We start from the raw sequence: 24,679 nt of genomic DNA on the forward strand, positions 1-24,679 counted from the left end.
GCGCGCCGGACGCCCGTCAGGCGAACGCGCGCGCGACGGCGCCCCGCACCACCGTGTCGACGCGGTGGCTCCGGCGGGTGATGCCGAGCTCGGCGCGCAGGGCGTCGGCGAGCGCCTCGCGCGAGCGCTCCTGCCCGTCGGACCGCAGCCACCGCACCAGGTCGTCGAGCTGGTCGTCGCTGTAGGCACCGATCGGCAGGCCCGGACGCGCGTCCGGCCGCGGCTGCGTGCGCACCGCGAGCACGAGCTGCTCCCCCGTCGTCGCCCCCGGCTCCGCCGGCGTGCGTCCCTCGGGAGCCGGCACGCCGGGGACGGCTCCGGTCGAGCCCGTCGCGCCCGCACCCCGGCCTCCCGCCGGCGGCGGCACGGTCGGCTGCACGCCCGTCGGCGTGCGCACCACCGGCGTCGCACCGGTCGCGGGCCGCACCTCCGGCGTCGCACCCGTCGCAGGCGGCACAGCCGGCACCGCACCGGTCGCGGGCCGCACCTCCGGGGTCGCACCCGTCGCGGGCCGCACGACCGGCGTCGCACCCGTCGCCGGCCGCACCACCGGCGTCGCACCCGTCGCCGGCCGCACCACCGGCGTCGCACCCGTCGCCGGCCGGGCGCTGACGTACGGCCGGACCGGCGCCTCGACGTCGTCCTCCTCCGGCGCCTCCTGCACGACCACGGGCACGGGACGCGACGGCGGCGCGGCGGCCTCGGGCCGGCGCTCGACGAGGCGCGCGTGCACGGCCCGGCGGATGCGGTCGACCTCCGCCTGCGGGTCGAGGAACGCGGCGGCCGACCAGACGCGCACCACCGACCAGCCGAGCCGCGCGAGGCGGTCCGCCACGAGGCGGTCCCGCACCCGCACGCTGGGCTCGCGGACGTAGTCCTCGTCGTCGGTGAGCACCGCGACGAGCATCTCGTCGGGCAGGTCGGGGTGACCGACGACCAGCGGGATGCGGGCACCGCCCGGCACGCCGTGGTCGACGTCGACGACGAGCCCGTGCTGCCACAGGCGCTCGGCCAGGTCCAGCACGAGACGGTCCGGGTCGGCGCCGCCCGTCGGCCGCTCGCGCTGCGGGTCGGCCGCCCGCCCGTCGGCGGCGCCCCGCTCCGCGGCGAACCGCAGGAGGTCGGCCAGGAGCTGGGGACCGGCGCCGCGCACGCGGTCGGGGTCGAGGTCCTCGGCGCCGAAGCACGAGACGACGGTGAGCCGGTGCCGGGTCGAGCCGAGGGCGTCCAGCAGCAGCGCGTCGCCGCCGGCCCGGCTCACGGGTCCGAACGAGTGCAGGACGCGCCGGTGCGGTGTGCGGCCCAGGCCGAGCGAGACGATGACGGCCTCGCGCCGCAGGCCCGCGACGTTGCCGACGTCGACGACGACGAACGGCTCGCTGCGCCCCGCGTCGAAGAACGACGCGAGGGCCGGGTTGTCCCGCACCTCGGCGAGCACGACCTCGCGCACGGCGTCCGCGTGCCGCGGCGTCACCGTGACGACCGCGAGCGACTCGTCCGGGTGGCGCAGCACGTGCTCCACGACGAGCTCGAGGACGCGGTCGACCTCCGCCCGCGTGGAGTCGACCGTGCCGCTGGTGGGGTCGGGCATGCCGGTGCCGTCGACGACCTCGAGGTGCACGAGCGGCTGCGACGTGGGCAGCGGCGTCGGGACCAGCACGTCGGCGTAGCCGTGCTCGGCGAGGAACGCCGTGAGGTACGGGTCGCGGCGGGACGCGTCGGCGTGCAGCGCGACGGACGGCAGGGCGTCGGCGAGCTCGCGCACGGCGGACCCGGAGGCGCACCGCGCGTCGCCCACGACGACCACCTGGCGGCCCCGCGCGATCGCGGGCAGCGCCGCCTCGACCGGCAGGTGCGCCGCGGCGTCGACGACGACGAGGTCGACCGTGCGCGACGCGGGCAGCACCTGCGACACGAGCATCGGCCCCGCGACCACGACCGGGCGCAGGCGGCGGGCGACGTCCGGGTAGCGCGCGACGGTCTCGCGCACGGAGGTCAGCCGCTCCTCGACGAGCTCGGCGAACAGCCCCTCGGCCTGGTCGCGGTGCTGGCGCACGGCCGCGGCCACACGGGCCAGCGCCGACGCCAGGACGGGCGCCGTCCGGCTCGCGACGTGCGCGCGGTCCAGGTCCGCGTACGTCGCGGACAGCGCGCCGAGCGCCGTCCCGTCGTACCCGGCGAGGGCGGGGTCCGCGGCGAGCACCTGCTCGAACACCGTGCTCCACCACGCGAGGTCCAGCTCCGCCGGGGCGAGCGCGGGGTCGACACGACGCTCCGTGAGGTCGTCGACCAGCCGACCGAGGCCCGCGGTCCGCAGCGCGTGCAGCAGCTGCGTGCGCTCCGGCAGCGTGTCGAGGGCGTCGACGGTGTCCCGCAGCCGCCCGAGCCGCTCCCGCAGCTCGGGGAACGGCGTCGAGGCGAGGGCGCCGCCACCGGGCGTCGCGGCGAGGACGGCGGCGAGCGCCTCCACGTCCTCGCGCACCGCGCGGTGCTCGTCCTCGATGACCTCGAGGGCGTCCGGCAGGCGCGGCCAGCCACCCGCCGGGCAGTGCGCCTGCCAGACCTCGCGACGCGCCTGCACCGCGAGCAGGGCGGCGTGCAGGTCCGCGACGGGACGGCCCGGGCGCAGCATGTCCTTGGCCTGCTTGCGCAGCCGGCGCCGCACCCAGAACCCCATTGGCACGTCGTGCTGCTCGCGCCACTCCTTGGTCGCCGTCGCGGCGACCAGGTCGGCCGCCGTGCGCTCGAAGACCAGCGGCTGGAACACGTCGAGCGACGCGCGCACGCCGTCCAGCATGCGCAGCTGCTCGGTCCAGCCGTCGAGCGTGGTCGCGGGGGTGAGCCCGGTCTCCGCGGCGACCTGCGCCACACGGTCCACCAGGACCGGCAGCGACACGTCGAGCAGCCGGTCGAGGCGGCGGCGCACCACCTGCGCGTCGGCGGAGGTGCGCAGGTTCGCGCCGAACCACGGCGTGTCCTGCGGGCGCAGCGTGTACGCGCCGAGCTCGCCGGCGCGCACCAGGTCGCGCGCGAGCCGTCCGCGGCGCTCGGCGTCCAGGACGCGCGCGACCTCGGGGTCGAGCCGGACCGTCGTGCGCGGCGTGGGGCGCGCGGAGGTCAGGCGCGCGAGCTCCTGCAGGGCGTCGTAGGCGGACACGTCCCAGGGCGCGCGGGCCGTGTGCAGGGCGTCGACGTAGGCGCGCAGCCGCTCACGGTGGTCGAGCAGCCGGCCGCGCAGCGTGTGCACGGCGGTGGTGTCGACGACGGGCGGCTCGGTCGTCATCGCCCCGAGCAGGCGACGGCCGACGGCCGTGCGCCACCCCGCGTGCGGCTCGACGTCGAGGACGAGCTCGCCCAGGCCCAGCTCCTCGAGCCGGTCGACGAGGGCGGTCGCGGCGCGCCGGTGCCCCGGCACGTAGAGGACCGTGCGGCCCTCGGCGGCCGCGTCGGCGACGAGGGCGGCGAGCGTGCCGGTGACGTCGGCGCCCGTGGGGGCGTCGACGAACACGTGGGCCCCCGACGCGACGACGTCGAGGACGTGCTGCTGCGCGGGGTCGAGGTCCCCCACGCCGCGCTCGGCGGCCGGGTCGCGGTCGCCGGGCACGGGATCGGGCAGCGCGACGGCGAGCGCGTCGCGCGCGTCGTCCAGGCCGGCGAGCGCGCGGACCACCTCGTGCCGGTCGAGCGTCCCCGCGAGCTGGTCGAGGTCGTCCACGAGCACCTGACCCGGGTGGACGAACGTGCCGACGACGACCTTCTCCACGAGCGAGAAGCCCTCGAGCACGGCCTCGCCGAGCGACGCGAGACGCTGCAGCGCGCCACGCGGGTCGAAGCCGGCGGCGGTGAACGTGCCGCGTGCCACGGCGGCCGGGTCGAGCAGGGCACCGTGCCGGCGCAGGGCGCGCGCGAGCACGGGGTTGACCTCGAGGGACGGCTCGAGCGCGAGCTCGTAGTCGCCCTCGCCGGAGCCGCGGGCGCGCAGGGTGACGGGGCGCAGCAGCACGGGCGCCCGGACCGTCCGCACGGCCTCGCCGGACCGGTCGGGGCGGTGCTCGCGCGGGTCGGGGCTGCGGCGGGTGACGTGCGCGAGGGCACCCACGTCGTCCGACGCCAGGTCGGCGGACGACCGGTCGGTCCACGTCGCCACGCCGATGGCGAGCGACGTCGGTGCGATGCCGTAGCGCTGGGTGTAGGTGGCGGCGCGCGCGCTGACGGCCCGCGCCCGGCGGCGCGCGCTGGACAGCGCGCCCGCCTCGCGCACGAGGTTGGACAGCCGGGTCGAGCGGCCGGCGAACAGCTGCGCCATGCCCGACGGGTGCGCGGCCGACAGGTCGAGCGCGGCCTCGCCCAGCTGGTCGACGTCGGAGAGCGTGGAGGCGCCCGCGGCCTCGACGAGCGCGCCCCGCCAGGTCGCGACCGCGCCCTCGAGGACCTCCGCGGGGGACGGCGGCTCGACGAGGGCCACCGGTGCGGCGTCGGTGCCGTCGGCGGTGCGGTCGGCGGTGCGGTCGGTGGCGGCGGCGTCCGGCGCGGGCGCGTCGGACGGGGCTGCGGGCTGGGCCGGACCGGCCGGGGTCGGCCCCGGAGCGGGCGTGCGGGCGGGGACGGTCACCCTGGAACGGTAGACCGGGCGGGGGCGATCCTCCGGGCGGCCACGCCGAGGGCGGTCGGACCCGTCCGCCGCGTGATCACGGGCCGCACGGGCGCCTCCCGGCCCGCGCCGGGGTGCTCGCCGTGCCCCGCGCGGACGGGCTCCGTGGCCCTGCGCGACGCTCTCACCAGGCCGGGGACGTGCACGGCGCGAGCGGTCCGCACGACCGTGGGGCCTCGACCGGAGGCGCGCGCACGCCCTGCCGGTCCCGGGGACGACGAGAGCGGGCCGGTAGGCACCGACCCGCTCGCGTGACCGCCGGACGGCGGGAGAGTGAGAGACGGTGCGCACCGCGCAGGGGGCAGGCGATGCGCACCGTCGGGTACGAGTGTTGCTCATCGACGGACGTTGGTCAAACGTCCAGAGCGCCCGCGCGGGTGAAATCGAGCGGTCGTCCAGGACGGTCGCCCATGAGGCGCCGCGGCGGGCACGGCCGGTGGTGCGCCTACCCTGGGTGGGGCCGGCGCACGACGGCCCGGGAGGGACGGACGCGATGACCGGCAGGCGCGGGCCCGCGCTGGTGTGGACGGCGGCGGTCCTCGCCTACCTGGCGGCCGTGGTGCACCGGACCGCCCTCGGTGTGGCGGGCGTCGACGCGATCGAGCGGTTCGGCCTCTCCGCCACCGGCCTCGCGTCCTTCTCCGTGGTCCAGCTGGGCGTCTACGCGGCGCTGCAGATCCCCGCCGGGCAGCTGCTCGACCGGTTCGGCGCACGCACGCTCATCGCCGGTGGGTCCCTCGTCATGGCCGTCGGACAGGGGCTGCTGGCGTGGGCCGACGACGTCCCGACCGCGATCGTCGCGCGCGTGCTCGTCGGCGCGGGCGACGCGGGGATCTTCATCAGCGCGTGCCGGCTGGTCGCGGAGTGGTTCCCGGCCCCGCGCGTGCCCCTGCTCGTGCAGCTCACGGGGATGATCGGGCAGGCGGGGCAGATCGTCTCCGCCGTGGCCGTCGCTCTCGTGCTGCACGGCGCCGGGTGGGGGACGACGTTCGGCGCGCTCGCGCTGGCCGGCCTGCTCGTCACCGCCGTGGCGTGGCTCGGCGTGCGGTCCCCCGCGCCGACGCACGCGTCGGTCGTCGCGTCCGCCGTGCGCACCCGGTTCGTGCACGCCGTGCGCGAGGCCGCCCGGCCGGCGGGCACCCGGCTCGGCTTCTGGTCCCACTTCCTCACCCCGTTCAGCGCGAACGTGGTCGCGATGCTCTGGGGCGTCCCGTTCTTCGTCACCGCGCAGGGCCGCTCGCCGGCCGAGGCGAGCGCGCTGCTCAGCGCCCTCACCGTCTCGGCGATGGTCAGCGGGCCGATCGTGGGCCGGTGGACGGGCCGGCACCCGCTGCGGCGCAGCTGGTCGGTGCTCGCGTCGGCGGTCTCGACCCTCGTCGCCTGGGTGTGGCTGCTCGTGCCGGACACGCCGCGGCCGTTCTGGCAGCTCGTGCTGTTCGTCGTCGTCATCGGCGCCGGGGGCCCCGTCTCGCTCGTCGGCATCGACTTCGCGCGGACGTTCACGGCCGCCGACCGTCTCGGCACGGCCACCGGGTTCGTCAACACCGGCGGGTTCACGTCGTCGATCGGCGCGATCCTGGCCGTGGGCGTCGTGCTGCAGCTGGCGTCACCGCCCGGGGCGACGACCTACACCCTCGACGCCTACCGCCTGGCGTTCTCGGCGCTGGCCGTGCTGTGGCTCGTCGGCGTCCTGGGCGTCCTGCGCAACCGGCGGCTCGCACGGGCGGACATGGCCCGCGCAGGCACGGTGGTGCCGCCGATCCGGGACGTGCTGCGCCGCCGTCGCGCCTGACCGGCGCCCGACGTCATCCCTCCGGGGCGTGCGGGTCCTCCACGCGCAGCGCCAGGATCGCGACGTCGTCCTCGGCGCCGCACGGGACGAGCGCCGCCAGCACGGCGTCCAGCAGCTCGTCCGCGGTGCACGCGGGCAGTGCCCCGACCAGGTCCGCGAGACCCGCGAGCGAGGCGCTCAGCGACGTGCCCCGCCGCTCGACCAGGCCGTCGGTGAACAGCAGCATCATGTCCCCGGGGCGCAGCGTGGCCGCGTGCTCGGGGCGAGGCGCGCCCAGGCCGAGGCCCAGCAGGACGCCGGTGCGGCCGGGCAGCGGCGCGGTGGTCCCGTCGGCGCGGCGCACGAGCGGCGGCGGGTGCCCCGCGGACGACCACACGACGGCACGCGACCCGTCGTCCGCGGCGGTGCCGACCCGCGCCACGAGCACGGTCGCCGTGGCGTCGAGCCCGAGGCCGAGCGCGGTCCGGTCGGTGAGGTCGAGCGCGGGCCCCGGGGACGCGTCGTGCGCGTACGCCACCGCGCGCAGCGTGCCGCGCAGCTGGTCCATGTGCCCCGCCGCGCGGATGTCGTGCCCGGTGGCGTCGCCCACCACGACGACCGTCGAGCCGTCGGGCGCGCCGAACGCGTCGTACCAGTCGCCGCCGACCCGCACCTCGCGCGCGGCCGGCCGGTACCGCACCGCCACGGTGAGGCCCGGCGCGTCGGGCGGCGGCGTGAGGATCGACTCCTGCAGCTCGATCGCGGCCTCCCGCTCGCGCTGGAACGCGGCGGAGAACCGCTCGAGCGTCGAGGTCACCGCCATCGCGTGCTCGACGACCTCCGGGTGGCGCTCCGCGCCGGGCGCGGGGCGCCCCGCCGTGACGACGATGTCCGTGACGTCCTCGACGCGCTCGAGCAGGTGGGTCACCCGCCCCCCGGCGTCGAGCACCGGGACGTGCGTGGTGATCCACCACCGCTCCTGCCAGCCACCGGACCCGTCGTCCCGCAGGTCGTAGCGGTGGGGGCCCATGACCTCGGGCCGCCCGGTGCGCGCGACCCGGCGCAGCGACGCGACGACGGGCGGCTCACCGTCCTCGCCGGGGCCGGAGCCGGCCGTGGGCGGCACGGGGAACGCGTCGAGCACGTGCCGCCCGAGCAGGACGGACCCCGGCAGGCCCACCGTCTCGAGGAACGCCTCGTTGGCGTCGAGCACCACCAGGTCGGGCGACAGCACGAGCTTGGCCGAGCTGAGCGCGTCGAACACCGCGTGGTAGTCGACGCCCCCGGGTGCCGCGCGGGCACCGCCGTGCACGTCGTCCATCGCCCACCTCCCCTGCCGCGCGTGCGCGCCCGGCGCGCGCGACCGCTCCGCCTGGATATCACCCGGCGGGTGCCCGCACATCCCGGCACCGTGAGCCGCTGGACGGGCACCGGCCCTCGGGGGGCGACGGAGCCGTCCGGGGGACGCCGGACGGCTGGGCCACGTGGCACCGCGGCAACGACGACGCGCCGCCCCGGCCGGGTCTCCCCCGGCCGGGTGCGGCGCGTTCGGCGCGGCCGGCTGCGGCGCGCGCGGGTGTGTCGTCAGTACTTGCAGCAGGGCGCGGCGATGGTCGAGTCGGCCTGCGCGATGGCCGCACCGGTGACCCCGGTGACGGTCGTGAGGGCGACGACGACGGCGACGACGAGCTTCTTCTTCATGGCGAGACCTCCGGCGTGGTGTGCCGGCCCCTCCGGCACAGCGCAGATGTTCCCCAAGCGCGTGTCGTGCCCGCAATGACTCCGGGAATACTGGTATAGACACTCCCTGAAAACCGGTCACTCGGGCGTGTCGCCCAGACGACGGACGGCGGCCCCCCGCAGGGGACCGCCGTCGGGTGCGACCGTGCTGTCGCCGTCAGCGCGCGGTGGGCAGCCGCAGCGTCGTGCGTGCTCCGAGCGCGGCGAGTGCGCGTCCGTAGGCCTCGACCACCGCGTCCGTGCTGTCGCCCGCGGCGCGCAGCCGGTCCGCGATGCGCCGCCAGCCCGCCGCGGCCGGACGTCCGGCCGGCATGGACGCCAGCCGCGCGGCCGCCTCCCGGTAGGCCTTGAGGGCGGCGGCGCGCTCGCCGGACACCAGCAGCGCGTCACCGAGGGCCTCGTGCGCCGCGGCGCCGTCGCGGCGCTCACCGGGACCGATGAGCTCGACGGCCTTCAGCCCCGACGTCAGCGCGGCGCGGGTCTGCCCGAGCATCAGCTGGGCGCGCGAGCGCACGGTGGCCGCGCGCGCGAGGTCCACCTGGGACTCGCTGATCTCGAGCGCGAGCCGGGCTGCGTCGAGCTCCGCCAGGGCCTCCCGCGGACGGGGCGGCGTGACCTCGATGAGCAGCTGCGCCAGGTCCAGGCGCAGGAGCGGGACGTCGTTCTCGCCCTCCTCGCCGCCGACGACCGCGAGCGCCGAGCGCAGGTGGCCGAGGGCCGCCTCGCCGTTGCCGTGGGCGTCCTCGACGAAGGCCAGGTTCCAGTGCACGGCCGACACGGCGCGCGCCGAGCCCTCGCGCAGCGCCCGGGCCAGCAGGTCCTTGCCGCGCACGAGCGCGTACGTGATGTCGCCGCGGGCGACGTACGCCCACACGAGCGTCGACTCGAGCCGCAGCAGCTGCTCGGTGCCGCCGGCGACGCCCTCGAGCGCGGCGAGGTGGTGCTCGCCCGTCCGGACCGCCTCCGTCAGCTCGCCGGCCTCGGTGAGGGCCATGACGAGGCGGGCGGCGGCCTGGGCCGCGCGCAGCGGGCGGTGCCCCTCGGTGAACCGCCGGGCGGCGTCGGCCAGCAGGCGGCCGGCCTCCTCGAGCTCCCCGACGCGGTCCAGCGCCTCGGCGTGCGCGAGCAGGACGCGCCCCGCCTGGTCCACGTCGAGCGCGTCCAGGTCGACGGCGGCGAGCTCGGCGGCGGCCGCTCCGGGCCGCCCCGACCGCACGAGCTGGCGCGCGCGGACGACGGCGGCCTCGGACGCCTGGTACGCCGGGGACCGCTCCCCCTGCTCGAGGTAGGTCACGGTGATGCCGAGCGCGGACGCGAGCCGCTCCAGCGCGGCGGGCCCGGGACCCCGGATGCCGCGCTCGAGGTGCGACACGTAGCTGGGGTGCATCATCGCCGCCCGGGCGAGGTCGGCCTGGCTCAGTCCGGACCGCTCACGGGCGTCACGGAGCCTCTCACTGACAGGGTGCACGGCTCTCACGATAGGCACGCATCCGGCCACACGGAAGGGGGACCGGGGGCACCGTCAGTCACGATCGTGCAGACAGACCGGGCAATCAGGTCACGGAGGACATCTGCGGGGGTGTCAGCACCCCGCCGTGTCGTCCCATGACTGGACGTCCGACCTGGACGCGCACTGGGACGGCGCGTCCCACGTGGCGGGCGCACGGCGGCAAACCTCGTGCCGCGGGCGGGCGGCGGTCCCTAGGCTCGCCGGGTGCTCCCTCAGGACTGGATCGACCACCGTCGCGCGGGCGACCGCGAGCTCGTGGGCTGGCTGCGCCCGGAGGGCGAGGGCTTCGTCGCGATCGACCGGCTCGGCCGCGCGCTCACCGACGCCGTCGACTGGGACGTCGCGGAGGCGGCGCTCGACGAGCGCGGCCTGCACTGGCTCGCCGACCTGTGGGAGCTGGAGCTCGAGGACGGCTCGACGACGCGCGTGCGCCTGGTCGAGGTCAGCCCGGAGCGGGTCGTGGTCAAGCGGGACGACTTCGGCGACGTGAGCGCCGAGCTGCGCACGTGGACGCTGCCGTTCCCGGCCCCCGCGACGCTGCGCCCGTACGCGAGCGACCCCTCGGTCCTCGACGCGGGGCCCGGCGGGTTCTGAGCCGGCACGGGGCCCGGCCGGTCGTCGCCGTGCGGGCGCCCCTCGCGGTCAGCGGCCGGTGCGCCCCCGGCACCGACGACCCACCCCCGACGGAGGCAGGACGATGAGCGACCTCGACGACGTGCAGCGCTGGGCCGCGTTCGCGGCGGAGCCGGGCGGGGGCAACCCCGCCGGGGTGGTGCTCGACGCGCGGGGCTGGTCCGACGAGCGCATGCGGGCGGTGGCGGCCGAGGTCGGGTACGCGGAGACGGCGTTCGTCACCGATCCGGGGACACTGACGCTGCGCTACTTCTCCCCCGTGGCCGAGGTGCCGTTCTGCGGGCACGCGACGGTCGCCACGGCGGTCGCGCTCGCCGCGGCGCGGGGCCCGGGCGACCTGCTGCTGCGCACCCCGGTCGGTCCCGTCGCGGTCACGACCCGGGACGCGGGCGGGGTGCTCAGCGCGTCGTTCACGAGCGTCGAGCCCCGCGTCGCCGACCTCGACCCGGCGGTCCTCGACGAGCTCCTCGGGCTGCTCGGGCTGACGCGCGACGACCTCGACCCGACGCACCCGCCCCGCACCGCCGACGCGGGCAACGTGCACCCCGTGGTGGTGCTGCGCGACGCCGCCGCGTTCGACGCGTTCGGCTTCGACCCCGCGGCCGTGCGGGCGCTCATGGACCGCGAGGGCTGGGCCGGCACGGTGACGGTGCTGCACCGGCGCGGCGACGACGAGTACGAGGCGCGCAACCTGTTCCCGGTCGGCACCCTCACCGAGGACCCGGCGACCGGCTCGGCGGCCGCCGCGACGGGGGCGTACCTGCGCGCGCTCGGGCTGCTCGCCCCGCCGGCACGGGTCCGCGTCCACCAGGGCCGGCACGTCGGCCGGCCAAGCGTGCTGGTCGTCGACGTGCCCGAGGCCGGCGGCGTGACGGTGACGGGCACGGCCGCGCGCATCTGAGCCGCGCTCAGGCCGGTGCGGCGCCCGCCCTGCGGCCCGCGGCCAGCCGTGCCGCACCGAGCAGCGCGAGGCTCACCGCCGCGCCCAGCGCCGTCTCGACGACGCGGTCGACCGCGAGGGCCGTCGGGTCGCCGGGGGCCGACAGGTGCACGGCGAGGAGCGCGACGGGTGTGACGAACGCGAGGCCGAGCGCGTAGCTGCGGGCCATGACGACCTCCGCGCCCGCCGCGCACACGACGACGACGGCGACGACGACGGCCACCGGCGGTTCGGCCGCGAGCAGCGCGCCCGCGACGAGCGCACCGGCCACGGTCCCGACGAGCCGCCGCACCGAGCGCCAGGCGTCCGGCGGGCGCCCGTACGCGGGCAGCGTCGCGACGACCGCGACGACCGCCCAGGCGACGTGCGGCAGCCGCAGCGCGGTGCCGACCGCACCCGCCGTCAGCGCCCCGAGGACGACGAGCGCCGCGGACCGCCACAGCGCGGGGTCCCGCAGGACGGCCGCCGTCCGTCCTGCACCGCGGCCCAGCGGTGCGAACAGCCCCGGCAGCCGCGCACCGAGCACGGCCCGCACGACGTACCCGACGAGGCTGACACCCCACGCCCACGCGACCGACCCGAGCGTGATCGCCGCGACACGCGGCAGCTCGTGCGGGGCGAGCGGCACCTGCAGCAGCGTCAGGTAGGCGAACACCGGGAAGATCGGCTGCGGCGGGACGCCCTGCAGCCACCCGATCACGCACACCCCGGCGACCAGGACCACGACGAGCCCGACGGCCGCCGCCCACACCGGTGCGTCGAGCAGGCCGAGGGCGGTACCGGCGGCCATGGCGGCGGTCATGAGCAGGGCGACCGCGGTGACCGTCACCACGCGGCGGCGGTACGGCTCCGCACGGCCGTAGATGGCGGTGAACGCGGCGAACATCGCGAACGCCGCGTGCCGGGTCTCGCCCGTCGCGACGACGAGGGCGAGCGGGACGGCGTTCGCGACCGCGACGCGCAGGGCCGTCTCCACGTCCAGCGAGCGCCACGGGCGGTCGGCGCCGGCGACCCGCTGCACGACGTCGGCGACCCGCACGACCCCCTCCTCCGCTGCCTCCGCGGGCCGCGTGGGCCGGCCGGCGGGACGTCCAGGGTAGGCACGTCGTCCCGAGGTCCCCGCCCGGGTGCGGCCCGTGGTGGCGCGGGTCACGGTCGACGGGGCCCGTCCCGCGCCCCCGGGCGGCGGTGGCTCAGTCGGCGCCGGGGCCGGTGTACTCGAGGCCGGGCCAGTGCGCCCACTCCTCGAAGTGCTCGGCGCGCCCGTCGGGGGCGAACCGCACGACCCACAGGTCGCGGAACTCGTGCGGCTCGTCGCCGAGGTAGTGGACCTCGACGCGCAGCACCGCGGTGGGCGGGTCGACGGCGACGGGCTCGGCCGTCATGGTGAACGGCGTCGGGTCGAGCCAGAAGTCCTCGATCGCGGCGCGCCCGCGCAGCCCGTCGTCGTAGGCACCGCGCAGGTACAGGGCGTCCTCGGTGAAGAGGCGCTCGACGGCCGCGACGTCCTGCTCGCGCCAGGCCCGCTCGTACTCCCGCACCCACGTCATGACGTCGTCGGCGTCCATGCCCCTCCTCGTCGTCGCGCCGCCCGGGCCGGCACTCATGCCGTGGTCGTCACCTGCGTCAGGAACGCCGGGAGCTCGAAGTAGAGGCGCGCCTCCACGATCGCGCCGTCGTCGACGTCGTACACGACCGCCAGCGGCACCCGCACGTCCCGACCGGTCGCCGGCACACCCGCGAACTCGCCCGTGTGCCGGCCGACGAACACGCCCTCGAACACGGCGGTGCCCTCCCCCACGACGAGGCGCCGCCGCTCGGTCCGGGCCTCGAAGGCCTCCCGGTAGAAGTACCGGAGCATCGCCCGCACCGCCTCCGGGCCGCGGTGCTCGTCCCCCGTGGCCATGAACCGGAAGACCACGTCGGGAGCCAGTGCCGCCGTCTCGGCACGGCGCTCGCTCGCCAGGTACTCCTCGACCACCGCACGCGTCGCCTCGATGCTGACGCGTCCGTCGCTGGACATCGCGGACCTCCCCATGGTCGTCGACCGCGGCCCCCACCCGGTCGACGCCTCGACGCTACCCGGCGTCCGGGACGTCCGGTACGTCCTGTCCGTCCCCGGTCGGACGACCGACCGACGCCCAGCCCGCGCCGTGCAGACGAGCGGCGCCGTCGAGCAGCAGGTCGAGCGCGAAGACGAACTCGAAGTCCTCGTCGCACCCCTGGCCGGCCCGGGACGGGTCACCGCCGGTCGCAGCGGTCGCGATCCGGAGGATGTGCGGGAACCGACGCGCCACCTCCGCTGCGACCGCCGCCTGCTCCTCGGGGCTCGGGACGGGCGCGTCCGCGGGTGGCGCCTCGTCGAACATCTCCGGGCTGAAGCCCCAGATGCGGTTGCCGAGGGCGTGCATGACGTGGTGGACGAGGTCGGGCGACAGGCCACCCGCGAGGAACGTGCCCGCGAGCGAGTCCATGTAGCCGAGGACGGCGGGGGTCCGGCGGGTCCGCGTCTCGATCGCCTGGCGGGCCCAGGGGTGGCGCTGGACGGCCCGCCGCGCGGAGAGCACGCGGCAACGCACGGCCTCCTGCCAGTCGAGGGCGGCGTCGGCGGGCTCGAACTCGCCCACGACGACGTCGACCATGCCGTCGACCAGGCGCTCCTTGTCGGCGACGTGCTTGTAGAGGGCCATGGGGACGACCCCGAGCTCCTGCGCCACGTTGCGCATGCTCACGGCCGCGAGGCCCTGCGCGTCGGCCAGCGCGACCGCGGTCTGCAGCACGCGCGCCGCGGTCAGGGGCTCGCGCCGTCGCTCGTCCGCCCGCACCACGCCGCCTCCCCTGCTGCCCGCTCCGCCGGTGACGATCTTGACAGGTGTACACCGTACACCTAGGTTCTCCGACGAGAGGTGTACGCCGTACACCCTGGTCGGAAGGACCTGCCATGCCCACCCGTCGCACCGCCGCCCTCACGGGCGTGTTCTTCGTCGTCGCGGCGGTCACCGCCGTCGTGGCGCTCGCGCTCTACCAGCCCGCGCTGACCGACCCGGGGTACGTCCTCGGTGCGGGCGCCGACGCCGCCGTGCTCACGGGCGTCGCCCTCGAGGTCCTGCTCGCGGCGAGCGTCGTCGGGACGGGCGTCGCGCTGTACCCGGTGATGGCCCGGTACGGCCGGGCGACCGCGCTCGGGTACGCGCTGGGACGGCTGGCGGAGGCACTCGTCATCCTCGTCGGCGTCGTCGCGGTGCTCGCCGTCGTGACGCTGCGGCAGGTGCACGCGACGAGCGGCGGCGACGCCGACGCGCTCGTCACGGTGGCCCGGGCGCTGGTCGCCGTGCACGACGCGACGTTCCTCGTCGGCCCGGGGCTGATCATCGGCGTCAACACGACGCTGCTCGCCTGGCTCGTGCGCCGGTCGGGGCTCGTCGCCGGCTGGATCCCCGTCGTCGGGCTGGTGGGCGGCCCGCTGGTGCTCGCGTCCTCGACCGCCGTGCTCTTCGGTGCGTACACGCAGGTGTCGGCCTTCGCCGGCCTGGCGGCGCTGCCCGTGTTCGTGTGGGAGATGAGCCTGGCCGGGTACCTGCTGGTCCGCGGGTTCCGGGCGGCACCGGCGGCGTCCGCGCCCGCCTCCGCCCGACCCGCCGCGTCCGTGGTCTGACCGCCCGTCCGACGCGCGGGGCGGCCGGACGCGCGGCGCCCCGGTCGCAGCCGGACGCGCGGCGGGCCCGGTTGCGACCCCGCGCCGCCCGGACGAGGCTCGGAGGACGCCGACGACCGGCGCCGGCGCACCCGCGCCCGCCGGCACGGCCCGACGGAAGGGAGCGTCATGAGCCAGAGCCCCGGCCCGCGTCCGGACGACGAGAGCACGCCCCACGGCCCCGAGGACGAGTCGGCACCGGTCGCCACCGGCACCGGCCCGAACGAGGCCGACGTGAACCAGCAGGGCGTCGGCACCGCCGCCGAGGACCCCGACGAGGAGGGGCGGTTCGACGCGGGGTGAGCCCGCAGGACCTCGACGGTGGCCCGGCGGACGCCCCCGCCGGGCCACCGCCCGCACTGCGTCCCGGCGAGGAGATCCACGACGCCGCCGTCGCCGTGGTCGAGGCCGAGCGCGCCGCCCTGCGCGCCCGCGGCGTCCCGGGCGAGCTCGTGTGGACCGGCGGGTCGAGCGTGCCCGGCGCGCTGACCCGCGGCGACGTGGACCTGCACCTGCGCGTCGCGCCGGAGGAGTTCGCGCGGGCGGTCGCGCTGCTGCGCGAGGACCACGCGGTCGTCCACCCGGAGATCTGGTGCGCCACGCTCGCGACGTTCGCCGTGGACGCGCCCGTGCCGGCCGGTCTCGCCGTCACGCCGGTCGGCTCCGAGCACGACGTCCGCTTCACGCGCACGTGGGAGCTCCTGCGCACCGACCCGCGGCTGCTGGCGGCGTACAACGCGATGAAGACGAGCGCCGCCGACGCGGACTACGAGGACCGCAAGTCCGTGTTCGTCGACCGCCTCCTCGCGGGCGACGTCTGACGAGCTCCCGCGAGTTCGGCACTTTCGTGGCGACCTCGCGACCTGATGGTGCCGAGCTCGACACGGGAGCGGCGGACTCGGCGGGGTTCGTCGGGGCCGCGGTGTGGGGGCGGGGCGTGGGTGGGAGGGTCGGGTCAGCGGTCGGTCGGGCGGTCGCCGGCGCCCACGCGCTCCCAGCCGCGGCGGTCGGCGCGGGTGCCCAGGCGGTTCGGGCCCTTGGAGCGGTAGACGACGTACGGGCGCCACAGGTAGCCGACGGGTGCGCTGAACACGTGGACGAGCCGCGTGAACGGCCACAGCGCGAACAGCAGCATCGCCGACATGCCGTGCAGCTGGAACCCGATCGGCGCCTCGGCCATGAGCTCGGGGTGCAGGTCGAAGCGGAAGATGCCGCGGAACCACACCGAGACGCCGTCGCGGTAGTCGTAGTGCCCGCCGAGGTTGAGGATCGACCCGGCGATCGTGTTCCACATGCCGAGGGCGATGACGACCGCGAGGACCAGGTACATCACCTTGTCCATGCGCGTCGTGGCGCTGAAGACCGGCCCGACGGTGCGCCGCCGCCAGATGAGCAGCGCCATGCCGACGACCGTGCAGACCCCCGCCACCGTCCCGATCGAGATCGCGAGGACGTGGTACAGCTCATCGCTCATGCCCACGGCACGCGTCCAGGACTTCGGGATGCCGAGGCCCATGACGTGGCCGAGGAACACGAACAGGATCCCGAAGTGGAACATCGGGCTCGCCCAGCGCAGCAGGCGGGACTCGTAGAGCTGCGACGAGCGGGTGGTCCAGCCGAACTTGTCGTACCGGTACCGCCACACGTGCCCCAGCACGAACACCGCCAGGCACACGTACGGCACGACCACCCACAGCACGACGTCGAGGGTGCTGGTCATCGGCGGACTCCCGGGGTCGGCAGGAAGACGGGTCCGGCCGGCTGCGCGGCCTCCATGGTCGTGGGCGGGCCGAACGGCTCGAGGCCGACGTCCTCGCCGGGCGGACCGGCAGCGGCGAGGCGCGCGACGGCGGTGGCCTCGTCCGCGCCGAGCGGCGGCAGGGTCGCGCAGACGGCCGCGAGCGCGTCGGCCCACGGGGAGCCGCCGTCGCGCAGGGCCATGCGCAGCAGCTCGAGCCCGGCGCGGTGGTCGAGCAGCAGGCGCAGGCCCGCCTCCTGCGCCGACCCCTCCGTCGAGGCGAACTCCAGGACGACGGCCACGTGGTCGGGCAGCTCCTCGCCGACGTGCTCCATGCCGGCGGCCCGGTAGGCCTCCTTGAACTCGACGAGCGCCACGCCGCGCTTCCGGGTGTCGCCGTGCGCGTAGTACGTCAGGTACGGCGAGCAGCGGCGGCGCAGGTCGAACGTGGCGACGTAGTCGGCCTGCAGGTCGGGCAGCGGGGTCGCCGCGACGTGGTCGAGCAGGCGGTCGAGCGGCTCGCGCCCCGGCCCGGCGACCTCGGCGGCCGCGGCGCGCAGCACGGGCAGCATCGCGGCGAGGTCCTCGGACGGGTACTCCAGCAGCAGGGACGCGATCCGGTGCACGACCGCGGTCTCGCGGCCGGTCGCGGCGTGCGGCGGCCGGGAGCGGGCGAACAGCCTCACCGTGCGCCTCCCCCGGTGCCGGAGCCGTCCGCGGGGCCCTCGTCGCCGCCGCGGGACGCGTCGCCGGGTGAGCGCGCCCCGGGCTCCCCTGGCACGACGCCCGGCTCGAGCGGTCCCCCGGCGGTCCCGGCCCCCGCCGGTCCCCAGGGCTGCCCGCCGGCGGGTCGCGGCTGCACGACCGCGGCGGAGTCGTCCGACGCCGGTTCGCGCAGGTCCGCCCCGTCAGGCCCCGGCCGGGCGGGAACAGGCCGCCGGGCGTCGACTTGCCGTCCCAGTTCAGGAGGTTCACGCGCGCCTTGCGCGACGCCGGGTCGGCGACCGTGTCCGTCGTCTGGCGCTGCTGGAGCATGTGGAAGTTCTCGACCGCGATCGGGTCGTTGAGGTACGCGCCGCCCGAGCCCTCGCCGAACGGGCCGGACCCGCCCATGCCCGGGCCGCCGTCGTAGTCCAGCGCGCACTCCGTGGCCAGCTCCTCCAGGGCGTGCGCCTGCTCGGCGTGCGCGGAGGGGATGACGTACCGCTCGTCGTACTTCGCCAGCGCGAGCAGCCGGTACATCGCGTCCATCTCGTCGGGGTCCATGCCGACCGATCCCGGGATCGACGGGTCCGCGTCGCGGCCCAGGTTGATGTCGCGCATGTAGGAGCGCATCGCCGCGAGCCGCTTCAGCACGCCGGTGACGGGCGCCGTGTCGCCGGCCGTGAAGAGGCCGGCCAGGTACTCGACCGGGATGCGCAGGTGCTCGATCGCCGCGAACAGGTTGTCGGCGCGCTCCGCGTCCTCGCCCGTCTCGGCGACCACGTCGACCACGGGCGACAGCGGCGGGACGTACCAGACCATCGGCATCGTCCGGTACTCCGGGTGCAGCGGCAGCGCGATCTCGTACCGGGCGATGAGGTCCCACACGGGCGAGCGCTGCGCGGCCTCGACCCAGTCGCGCGGGATGCCGGCGCGCTCGGCCTCCCGCTGCACGGCCGGGTCGTGCGGGTCGAGCAGGACGCTGCGCTGGGCCGCGAGCAGCTTCGTCTCGTCCGGCTCGCTCGCCGCCTCGAGGACCCGGTCGGCGTCGTAGAGGACGAGGCCGATGTACCGCAGCCGGCCGACGCACGTCTCCGAGCAGACCGTCGGCAGGCCGACCTCGACGCGCGGGAAGCAGAACGTGCACTTCTCGGCCTTGCCGGTGCGGTGGTTGAAGTAGACCTTCTTGTACGGGCAGCCCGTGACGCACTTGCGCCAGCCGCGGCACGCGTCCTGGTCGACGAGGACGATGCCGTCCTCGGACCGCTTGTAGATGGCCCCCGACGGGCAGGACGCCGCGCACGACGGGTTGAGGCAGTGCTCGCAGATGCGCGGCAGGTAGAACATGAAGGTCTGCTCGAACTCGAGCTTCACCTTGTCCGACACCTGCGCCAGGACCGGGTCGTCGCGCAGCAGCTGCGGGCCGCCGCCGAGGTCGTCGTCCCAGTTCGCGCTCCACGAGACCTTCATGTCCTGGCCGCTGAGCAGCGACTTCGGCCGGACGACCGGGGTGTGCTCCTGCAGCGGGGCGTCCGTGAGGTTCTCGTAGTCGTACGTCCACGGCTCGTAGTACTCGTCGATCGACGGCTGCTTGGGGCTCGCGAAGATCGTCATGAGGTTCTTCAGCCGCCCGCCGGCCTTGAGCTGCAGGCGCCCGCGCTTGTTCAGGGTCCAGCCGCCCTCCCACCGGGACTGGTCCTCGTACGTGCGCGGGTAGCCCTGCCCGGGCCGGGTCTCGACGTTGTTGAACCAGACGTACTCGGTGCCCGTGCGGTTCGTCCACGCCTGCTTGCACGTCACCGAGCAGGTGTGGCACCCGATGCACTTGTCGAGGTTCATGACCATCGCCATCTGGGCCATCACGCGCATCGCGGACCCCCTGCCGCCGTCGGCGTCGTCGTCGCCATCAGTACTCGACCTCCTGCGTCCGGCGCCGCACGACCGTGACCTCGTCCCGCTGGTTGCCCGTGGGGCCGAGGTAGTTGAAGGCGTAGGTGAGCTGGGCGTACCCGCCGACGAGGTGGGTGGGCTTCATGAGCAGCCGCGTCAGCGAGTTGTGGATGCCGCCGCGCCGGCCGGTGGTGCGCGTGCGCGGCACGTCGATGAGCCGGTCCTGGGCGTGGTGCATGTAGACCGTCCCGGCGGGCATGCGGTGGGAGACGATCGCGCGGGCGACGACGACGCCGTTGCGGTTGACGGCCTCGACCCAGTCGTTGTCCGCGACGCCGATGCGCTCGGCGTCGCGGTCGCTCATCCAGATGACGGGCCCGCCGCGGGACAGCGACAGCATGAACAGGTTGTCCTGGTACTCGGAGTGGATCGACCACTTGTTGTGCGGGGTCAGGTACCGGACCGTGACGCCGAGGCCGACGCCGTCCTCGTCGGTCGAGCCGAGCGCGTTCTCGCCGAACAGGGACTGCATGTCCAGCGGCGGGCGGAAGACCGGCAGCCCTTCGCCGATCTCGGTCATCCAGTCGTGGTCCAGGTAGAACTGCTGGCGCCCGCTGAGCGTGTGCCAGGGCTTGAGCCGCTCGACGTTCACCGTGAAGGGCGAGTAGCGGCGCCCGTGCGCCTCGGTGCCGGACCACTCGGGCGAGGTCAGGACGGGCACGGGGGCCGCCTGCGTGTCGGCGAACGTGACGCGCTTGCCCTCGTGCTCGGCCGCGAGGTCGGCCATGCGGGTGCCGGTGCGGCGCTCGGCCTTCTGGAACCCCTGCACGGCGAGGCGTCCGTTCGTCGTGCCGGACAGCGTGAGGATCGCCTCGCACACGTGGACGTCCCGGTCGAGGCGCGGGCGCCCGTCGGCCGCCGCGCCGGGCCGGCCCGCCGGGACGCGCGCGACGCCGTTGCGCCGCCGCAGGAACTCGATCTCCGGGCCGACGCCGAACGTCACGCCCTTGGTCGTCAGGCCGGCCGTGTCCGGGACGGGCCCGAGCGTCGCGAGCTGGGCCGCCACCGCCGGGTAGTCGCGCTCGACCGTGACGATCTTCGGCATGGTCTTCCCGGGGACGGGGTCGCACTCCCCCGCCTTCCAGTCCCGGACCCGCCCGTGCGGGACCGCGAGCTCGTCGGGGGTGTCGTGCAGGAGCGGCACCGCGACGACGTCCGTGCGCCTGCCGAGGTGCGTCTCCGCGAGCCGGCTGAACGTGCGGGCGAGCGTGTGGAAGATGTCGAAGTCCGTGCGGGTCTGCCACGGCGGCGCGATGGCCGGGCTGAACGAGTTCACGAACGGGTGCATGTCCGTCGTGTTGAGGTCGTGCTTCTCGTACCAGGTGGCCGCCGGCAGGACGACGTCGGAGTAGACGGTCGTGCTGGTCATCCGGAAGTCGAGGCTGACGAGCAGGTCGAGCTTCCCCGTCGGCGCCTCGTCCCGCCAGACGACGTCCCGCGGCCGGTGCTCGGGCGGCGCCTCGGCGGCGCGCAGGTTGGAGTCCGCGCCGAGCAGGTGGTGCAGGAAGTACTCGTTGCCCTTGCCGGACGAGCCGAGCAGGTTGGCCCGCCACACGGTGAGCACGCGCGGGAAGTTCTCGGGCGCGTCGGGGTCCTCCGCGGCGAAGCGCAGGGTCCCGTCCTGCAGTCGGCGGACGACGTGCTCGCCCGGGGCCTCGCCGGCGGCTGCGGCGTCGTCGGCCAGGTCGAGGGGGTTGCGGTCGAACGTCGGGTACGACGGCATCCAGCCCGAGCGCGCGGACTGCGCGACGACGTCCGCGGTGGACTTGCCGGTGAGCTGACCGCTGCCGGTGCGTCCGGCCGAGAGGGTGTCCGCGGAGAACGGGTCGTACCGGAACTGGTCGGTGTGCAGGTACCAGTACGCGGTCTGGATCATCGTGCGCGCGGGCCGCGCCCAGTCGCTGGCCGTCGCGTACATCTGCTGACCCGTCACCGGGCGCACCTTCTCCTGGCCCACGTAGTGCGCCCAGCCGCCGCCGTTGACGCCCTGGCAGCCGGTCAGCGTCGTGAGGGCGAGGAAGGCGCGGTAGATCGTGTCGGAGTGGAACCAGTGGTTGGTCCCGGCGCCCATGAGGATCATGACGCGGCCGCGGGACTCCTCCGCGGTCTGCGCGAGCTCCCGGCCGATGCGCTCGGCCTTGGCGGCCGGGACGCCCGTGAACTGCTCCTGCCAGGCGGGGTGCAGGGCTGGGAGGCGTCGTCGTAGCCCGTGGGCCAGGTGCCCGGGAGGCCGGGGCGGGCGACGCCGTACTGGGCGAGCATGAGGTCGAGGACCGTGGTGACCAGGTGGCCGCCGACCCGGCGAGCGGGGACGCCGCGCACCACGGTGCCGGCCGCGCCGTCGGCGGAGTCGAAGCGCGGCAGGGCGACCTCGACCGCCTCGGTCGCGCCGCCGCCCTCGTCGGCCAGGCTCAGCGCGGGTCGGACGCTGCCGAGGTCGAGGTTCCAGCGGCCCTCGCCCGCATCGCCGTAGCGGAAGCCGAGGGAGCCGTTCGGGACCGTGGGCGCGCCGGTCTCCGCGTCGACGAGCACCGTCTTGAAGGCGGCGTTCTCGCTGCGGGCCTCCGCGCCGGGCAGGTCCTCGGCGGTGAGGAACTTGCCGGGGGCGTACGCGCCGTCCTCCGTCGGGTCGAGGCGGACGAGGAACGGCAGGTCGGTGTAGCGGGCGGCGTACTCGGCGAAGTACTTCGGCCGCCGGTCGACGTAGAACTCCTTGAGAAGCACGTGCCCCATCGCCATCGCGAGCGCGCCGTCCGTGCCGGGTGCGACCGCGAGCCACTCGTCGGCGAACTTCACGTTGTCCGCGTAGTCGGGCGCGACGGCGACGACCTTCTGCCCGCGGTAGCGCGCCTCGGCCATCCAGTGCGCGTCCGGCGTGCGGGTCACGGGCAGGTTCGAGCCCCACATGATCAGGTAGGCGGCGTCCCACCAGTCGCCGGACTCCGGCACGTCCGTCTGGTCGCCGAACACCTGCGGGGAGGCGACCGGCAGGTCCGCGTACCAGTCGTAGAACGACAGCATCGGGGCGCCGAGGAGCGCGTGGTACCGGGCGCCGACGCCGTGGGACACGATCGACATGGCGGGGATCGGCGAGAAGCCGGCGATGCGGTCGGGCCCGTACCGGCGGATCGTGTGCACCTGCGCCGCCGCGACGATCTCGACCGCCTCGTCCCACGTCGCGCGCACGAGCCCGCCCTTGCCGCGCACGCTCTTGTAGCGGCGGGCCGTCTCGGGGTCGTCGACTAGGCTCGCCCACGCCGCGACCGGGCCGCCGCCGTGCCGGGCCTTCGCGGCGCGGAACATCTCCAGCAGCACGCCGCGCACGTAGGGGTAGCGGACGCGGGTCGGCGAGTACGTGTACCAGCTGAACGCGGCGCCGCGGGGGCAGCCGCGCGGCTCGTACTCGGGGCGGTCCGGGCCGACCGACGGGTAGTCGGTCTGCTGCGCCTCCCACGTGATGATGCCGTCCTTGACGTACACCTTCCACGAGCAGGAGCCCGTGCAGTTGACGCCGTGCGTCGAGCGGACGACCTTGTCGTGGCTCCAGCGGTCCCGGTAGAAGGTGTCGGCGTCGCGGCCGCCGCTCTGGTGCAGGGTCCGCAGGTCCTCGCTGACCTCGCCGCGGCGCAGGTGACGGCCGAGCCGGAGGATCGCGTCGGAGGCGGGGCCGTCGAGGCCGGGGCGGGAGTCCTGGGTCGTCACGGGGGCTGCCTCTCGTCGCGTGGGGGCGCTGCGGTCGGGCCGGTGTCGTGCGGTTCAGGTGCGGTGGGGCTCGTCCCGGGCGTCGCCGCGGGCGGAGCGGGCGACGGGCCCGCGGGTGAACAGCGCCGCGCCGAGCGAGACGACGGCGAGCAGCGCGAGGCCGAGCGAGTAGTCGCCGAGCCGGTCGTAGACCGCACCCATGACCAGGGGCGGGACGAACCCGCCGAGGCCGCCGGCCGCGCCGACGAGGCCGGTGACGGCGCCGACCTTCTCCGGGGGTGCCAGCCGGCCCACCACGGCGAAGGTGGCGCCGGAGGACGCACCGAGCAGGGCCGCGAGCCCGAGGAACGCGATCGTGCCGATCGGCATGAGCGGCAGCTCGAGCGCCGCGAGCGCCGCGAGGACGGTGATGCCGAGGAACGAGACCACCAGGACCGGGATCGCACCGATCCGGTCGGACAGCGCGCCGCCGACGGGCCGCATCGCGACCGCCAGGACCACGAAGCCCGCAGTGCGGAAGGCGGCGTCCTCCGGGGTGAGGTCGAACGCGTTGCCCAGGTACGTCGGCAGGTAGACGCTGAACGCGACGAACCCGCCGAAGCCGACGGCGTAGAGGAACGAGAGCTGACCCGTCGCGGGGAGCTTGGCCGTCGCCCAGGTGCGGGCGAGGAAGGAACCCTGCGGGAGGGTCCGGTTCGGGGCGTCCCGCAGGAGAGCCGCCGCGACGGCCGCGTAGAGGACGAGGACCCCGGCGACGATGAGGAACGGCGCCTCCGCGCCCAGGTTGTCGGTGAGGCGCACGGTCGTGAACGCCGAGATCGCCGTGCCGCCCATGCCGATGCCGAACAGCCCCAGCGCGGTGCCGCGCCGGGCCGGCGGGTACCAGGCGTTGACGAGCGGCACGCCGATCGCGAACGTCGTGCCGCCGAGGCCGAGGAAGAACCCGCCGACGATGAGCGACGCGAACGACTCCGCGACGAGCCCGATGAACAGCACGGGCAGCACCGTGAGCAGGCTGACGACGGGGAACATGACGCGGGCGCCGATGCGGTCCGTCAGGGCACCGACCGGGATGCGCCCGAGCGAGCCCACGATGACCGGCACGGCCACGAGCACCGACTGCTGGAACCCCGTCAGGTCGAGCCGGTCACGGTAGGCAGAGCCCAGCGGGCTGATGAGCGCCCACGCCCAGAAGTTGACGAGGAACCCGACCGTCGCGAGGACGAGCATCCGGGTGGCCTGCGGTGGGGCCGTGGTGGCCGCCGTCGGCGGGGTGGCCGCCGTCGCGCCCGTAGGCGCGCGCGTGCTGCCCCGGCCGGCACCGGCACCGTGTGATCCACGCTCCGACGTCGCCACGTCGGCCCCCTCGCGTCGCCACGAAGACCGACATCAGGGACATCGGTCGCCTGAGGCGACCGTAGCAGCGAGGTTGCGGGCGTGCCGAGGGACGTGCGGGGCTTCCGGAGTCGGAGCGGTCAGAGCGGCGGGCCGCACCGCCGCGACGACGTGCCGGCGCGCGTGATGGCGACCGTCTCGCCGCGCTCGACGGCGTCGAGGAGGTCGGAGAACAGGCGCGAGGCGTGGGTGGCCGTCACGGTGCGCGTGCCGCCAGATGGGGCTCGATCTCAGATTCGGTGAGGATCGCGCG

At 75.9% G+C, this 24,679-nt stretch carries 17 protein-coding genes and 2 pseudogenes; 6 read left to right on the plus strand and 13 right to left on the minus strand.

The window, feature by feature from the left end; all coding sequences use genetic code 11:
* Positions 1-16: 16 nt before the first annotated feature.
* Positions 17-4,612 carry a hypothetical protein gene (locus GC089_RS14445; RefSeq protein ID WP_155378238.1) on the minus strand — a complete coding sequence of 1,532 codons (4,596 nt, stop codon included), beginning with the start codon at positions 4,610-4,612 and terminating at the stop codon, positions 17-19.
* Between the two features lie 532 nt (positions 4,613-5,144).
* On the opposite strand from GC089_RS14445, the gene GC089_RS14450 reads away from it, so the two are divergent.
* The gene (locus GC089_RS14450; protein ID WP_155378239.1) at positions 5,145-6,443 is read left to right on the plus strand and encodes a nitrate/nitrite transporter; all 1,299 of its coding nucleotides are present in this window, start codon (positions 5,145-5,147) and stop codon (positions 6,441-6,443) included.
* A gap of 13 nt (positions 6,444-6,456) precedes the next feature.
* Here the strand turns inward: GC089_RS14450 and GC089_RS14455 are convergent, their stop codons facing one another.
* Complete coding sequence (locus GC089_RS14455) at positions 6,457-7,743, minus strand: PP2C family protein-serine/threonine phosphatase (RefSeq protein ID WP_196250716.1); 1,287 nt, start codon at positions 7,741-7,743, stop codon at positions 6,457-6,459.
* A 576-nt stretch (positions 7,744-8,319) separates the two neighbouring features.
* Positions 8,320-9,630, minus strand: coding sequence for a helix-turn-helix transcriptional regulator (locus GC089_RS14460; protein ID WP_155378241.1), 1,311 nt, complete (start codon positions 9,628-9,630; stop codon positions 8,320-8,322).
* Positions 9,631-9,876: 246 nt separating this feature from the next.
* Between GC089_RS14460 and GC089_RS14465 the strand changes: the two genes are divergently transcribed.
* Positions 9,877-10,266, plus strand: a complete 390-nt coding sequence (locus tag GC089_RS14465; protein WP_155378242.1) for a hypothetical protein — start codon at positions 9,877-9,879, stop codon at positions 10,264-10,266.
* 103 nt (positions 10,267-10,369) lie between these two features.
* Complete coding sequence (locus GC089_RS14470) at positions 10,370-11,206, plus strand: PhzF family phenazine biosynthesis protein (protein WP_155378243.1); 837 nt, start codon at positions 10,370-10,372, stop codon at positions 11,204-11,206.
* A 7-nt stretch (positions 11,207-11,213) separates the two neighbouring features.
* Here the strand turns inward: GC089_RS14470 and GC089_RS14475 are convergent, their stop codons facing one another.
* The 4 genes from GC089_RS14475 to GC089_RS14490 all read right to left on the minus strand — a co-directional run bounded on the left by GC089_RS14475 (position 11,214) and on the right by GC089_RS14490 (position 14,073).
* A complete protein-coding gene (locus GC089_RS14475) occupies positions 11,214-12,284 on the minus strand; it encodes an FUSC family protein (protein WP_155378244.1) in 1,071 nt (356 codons plus the stop codon).
* Between the two features lie 154 nt (positions 12,285-12,438).
* Complete coding sequence (locus tag GC089_RS14480; protein ID WP_155378245.1) at positions 12,439-12,813, minus strand: nuclear transport factor 2 family protein; 375 nt, start codon at positions 12,811-12,813, stop codon at positions 12,439-12,441.
* 35 nt (positions 12,814-12,848) lie between these two features.
* Positions 12,849-13,268, minus strand: coding sequence for an ester cyclase (locus tag GC089_RS14485; RefSeq protein ID WP_196250717.1), 420 nt, complete (start codon positions 13,266-13,268; stop codon positions 12,849-12,851).
* 55 nt (positions 13,269-13,323) lie between these two features.
* Entirely contained in the window at positions 13,324-14,073 is a 750-nt protein-coding gene (locus tag GC089_RS14490; RefSeq protein WP_230684837.1) for a TetR/AcrR family transcriptional regulator, read from the minus strand.
* A 113-nt stretch (positions 14,074-14,186) separates the two neighbouring features.
* Here GC089_RS14490 and GC089_RS14495 point away from each other — a divergent pair, with 113 nt between their 5' ends.
* The 3 genes from GC089_RS14495 to GC089_RS14505 all read left to right on the plus strand — a co-directional run bounded on the left by GC089_RS14495 (position 14,187) and on the right by GC089_RS14505 (position 15,760).
* Complete coding sequence (locus GC089_RS14495; RefSeq protein ID WP_155378248.1) at positions 14,187-14,900, plus strand: DUF4386 domain-containing protein; 714 nt, start codon at positions 14,187-14,189, stop codon at positions 14,898-14,900.
* A 168-nt stretch (positions 14,901-15,068) separates the two neighbouring features.
* Positions 15,069-15,242 (plus strand): hypothetical protein, encoded by a 174-nt coding sequence (locus tag GC089_RS14500; protein WP_155378249.1) that lies wholly within the window; start codon positions 15,069-15,071, stop codon positions 15,240-15,242.
* Positions 15,239-15,760 (plus strand): GrpB family protein, encoded by a 522-nt coding sequence (locus GC089_RS14505; protein ID WP_230684838.1) that lies wholly within the window; start codon positions 15,239-15,241, stop codon positions 15,758-15,760. The genes GC089_RS14500 and GC089_RS14505 overlap by 4 nt, the downstream gene beginning before the upstream one ends.
* 134 nt (positions 15,761-15,894) lie before the next feature.
* Here the strand turns inward: GC089_RS14505 and narI are convergent, their stop codons facing one another.
* The 6 genes and pseudogenes from narI to GC089_RS14535 form a co-directional block, all read right to left on the minus strand.
* Positions 15,895-16,659 carry a respiratory nitrate reductase subunit gamma gene (gene narI, locus GC089_RS14510; RefSeq protein ID WP_155379254.1) on the minus strand — a complete coding sequence of 255 codons (765 nt, stop codon included), beginning with the start codon at positions 16,657-16,659 and terminating at the stop codon, positions 15,895-15,897.
* Positions 16,656-17,249: a nitrate reductase molybdenum cofactor assembly chaperone gene (gene narJ / locus GC089_RS14515; protein ID WP_155379255.1), complete on the minus strand. Its 594-nt coding sequence runs from the start codon at positions 17,247-17,249 to the stop codon at positions 16,656-16,658. The genes narI and narJ overlap by 4 nt, the downstream gene beginning before the upstream one ends.
* Positions 17,250-17,595: 346 nt before the next feature.
* Positions 17,596-19,248: pseudogene (gene narH, locus GC089_RS14520) on the minus strand (nitrate reductase subunit beta); the annotation flags it as partial.
* Between the two features lie 37 nt (positions 19,249-19,285).
* Positions 19,286-22,632, minus strand: a pseudogene (locus GC089_RS14525) (nitrate reductase subunit alpha).
* 453 nt (positions 22,633-23,085) lie between these two features.
* On the minus strand, positions 23,086-24,261 hold the full coding sequence (locus tag GC089_RS14530) for an MFS transporter (protein ID WP_155378250.1): 1,176 nt from the start codon (positions 24,259-24,261) through the stop codon (positions 23,086-23,088).
* A gap of 245 nt (positions 24,262-24,506) precedes the next feature.
* Positions 24,507-24,626, minus strand: a complete 120-nt coding sequence (locus GC089_RS14535; RefSeq protein WP_155378251.1) for a type II toxin-antitoxin system prevent-host-death family antitoxin — start codon at positions 24,624-24,626, stop codon at positions 24,507-24,509.
* Between the last annotated feature and the right edge of the window lie 53 nt (positions 24,627-24,679).

Origin of the sequence: Cellulomonas sp. JZ18, from assembly GCF_009720485.1 — a bacterium.
Lineage (GTDB): Bacteria > Actinomycetota > Actinomycetes > Actinomycetales > Cellulomonadaceae > Cellulomonas.

Coding starts and splice junctions, on each gene's coding strand:
- GC089_RS14485 (WP_196250717.1), bottom strand. CDS start 13,268: ATGTCCAGCGACGGACGCGTCAGCATCGAGGCGACGCGTGCGGTGGTC.
- narI (WP_155379254.1), bottom strand. CDS start 16,659: ATGACCAGCACCCTCGACGTCGTGCTGTGGGTGGTCGTGCCGTACGTG.
- GC089_RS14450 (WP_155378239.1), top strand. CDS start 5,145: ATGACCGGCAGGCGCGGGCCCGCGCTGGTGTGGACGGCGGCGGTCCTC.
- GC089_RS14480 (WP_155378245.1), bottom strand. CDS start 12,813: ATGGACGCCGACGACGTCATGACGTGGGTGCGGGAGTACGAGCGGGCC.
- GC089_RS14530 (WP_155378250.1), bottom strand. CDS start 24,261: ATGCTCGTCCTCGCGACGGTCGGGTTCCTCGTCAACTTCTGGGCGTGG.
- GC089_RS14500 (WP_155378249.1), top strand. CDS start 15,069: ATGAGCCAGAGCCCCGGCCCGCGTCCGGACGACGAGAGCACGCCCCAC.
- GC089_RS14470 (WP_155378243.1), top strand. CDS start 10,370: ATGAGCGACCTCGACGACGTGCAGCGCTGGGCCGCGTTCGCGGCGGAG.
- GC089_RS14455 (WP_196250716.1), bottom strand. CDS start 7,743: ATGGACGACGTGCACGGCGGTGCCCGCGCGGCACCCGGGGGCGTCGAC.
- narJ (WP_155379255.1), bottom strand. CDS start 17,249: ATGCTGCCCGTGCTGCGCGCCGCGGCCGCCGAGGTCGCCGGGCCGGGG.
- GC089_RS14495 (WP_155378248.1), top strand. CDS start 14,187: ATGCCCACCCGTCGCACCGCCGCCCTCACGGGCGTGTTCTTCGTCGTC.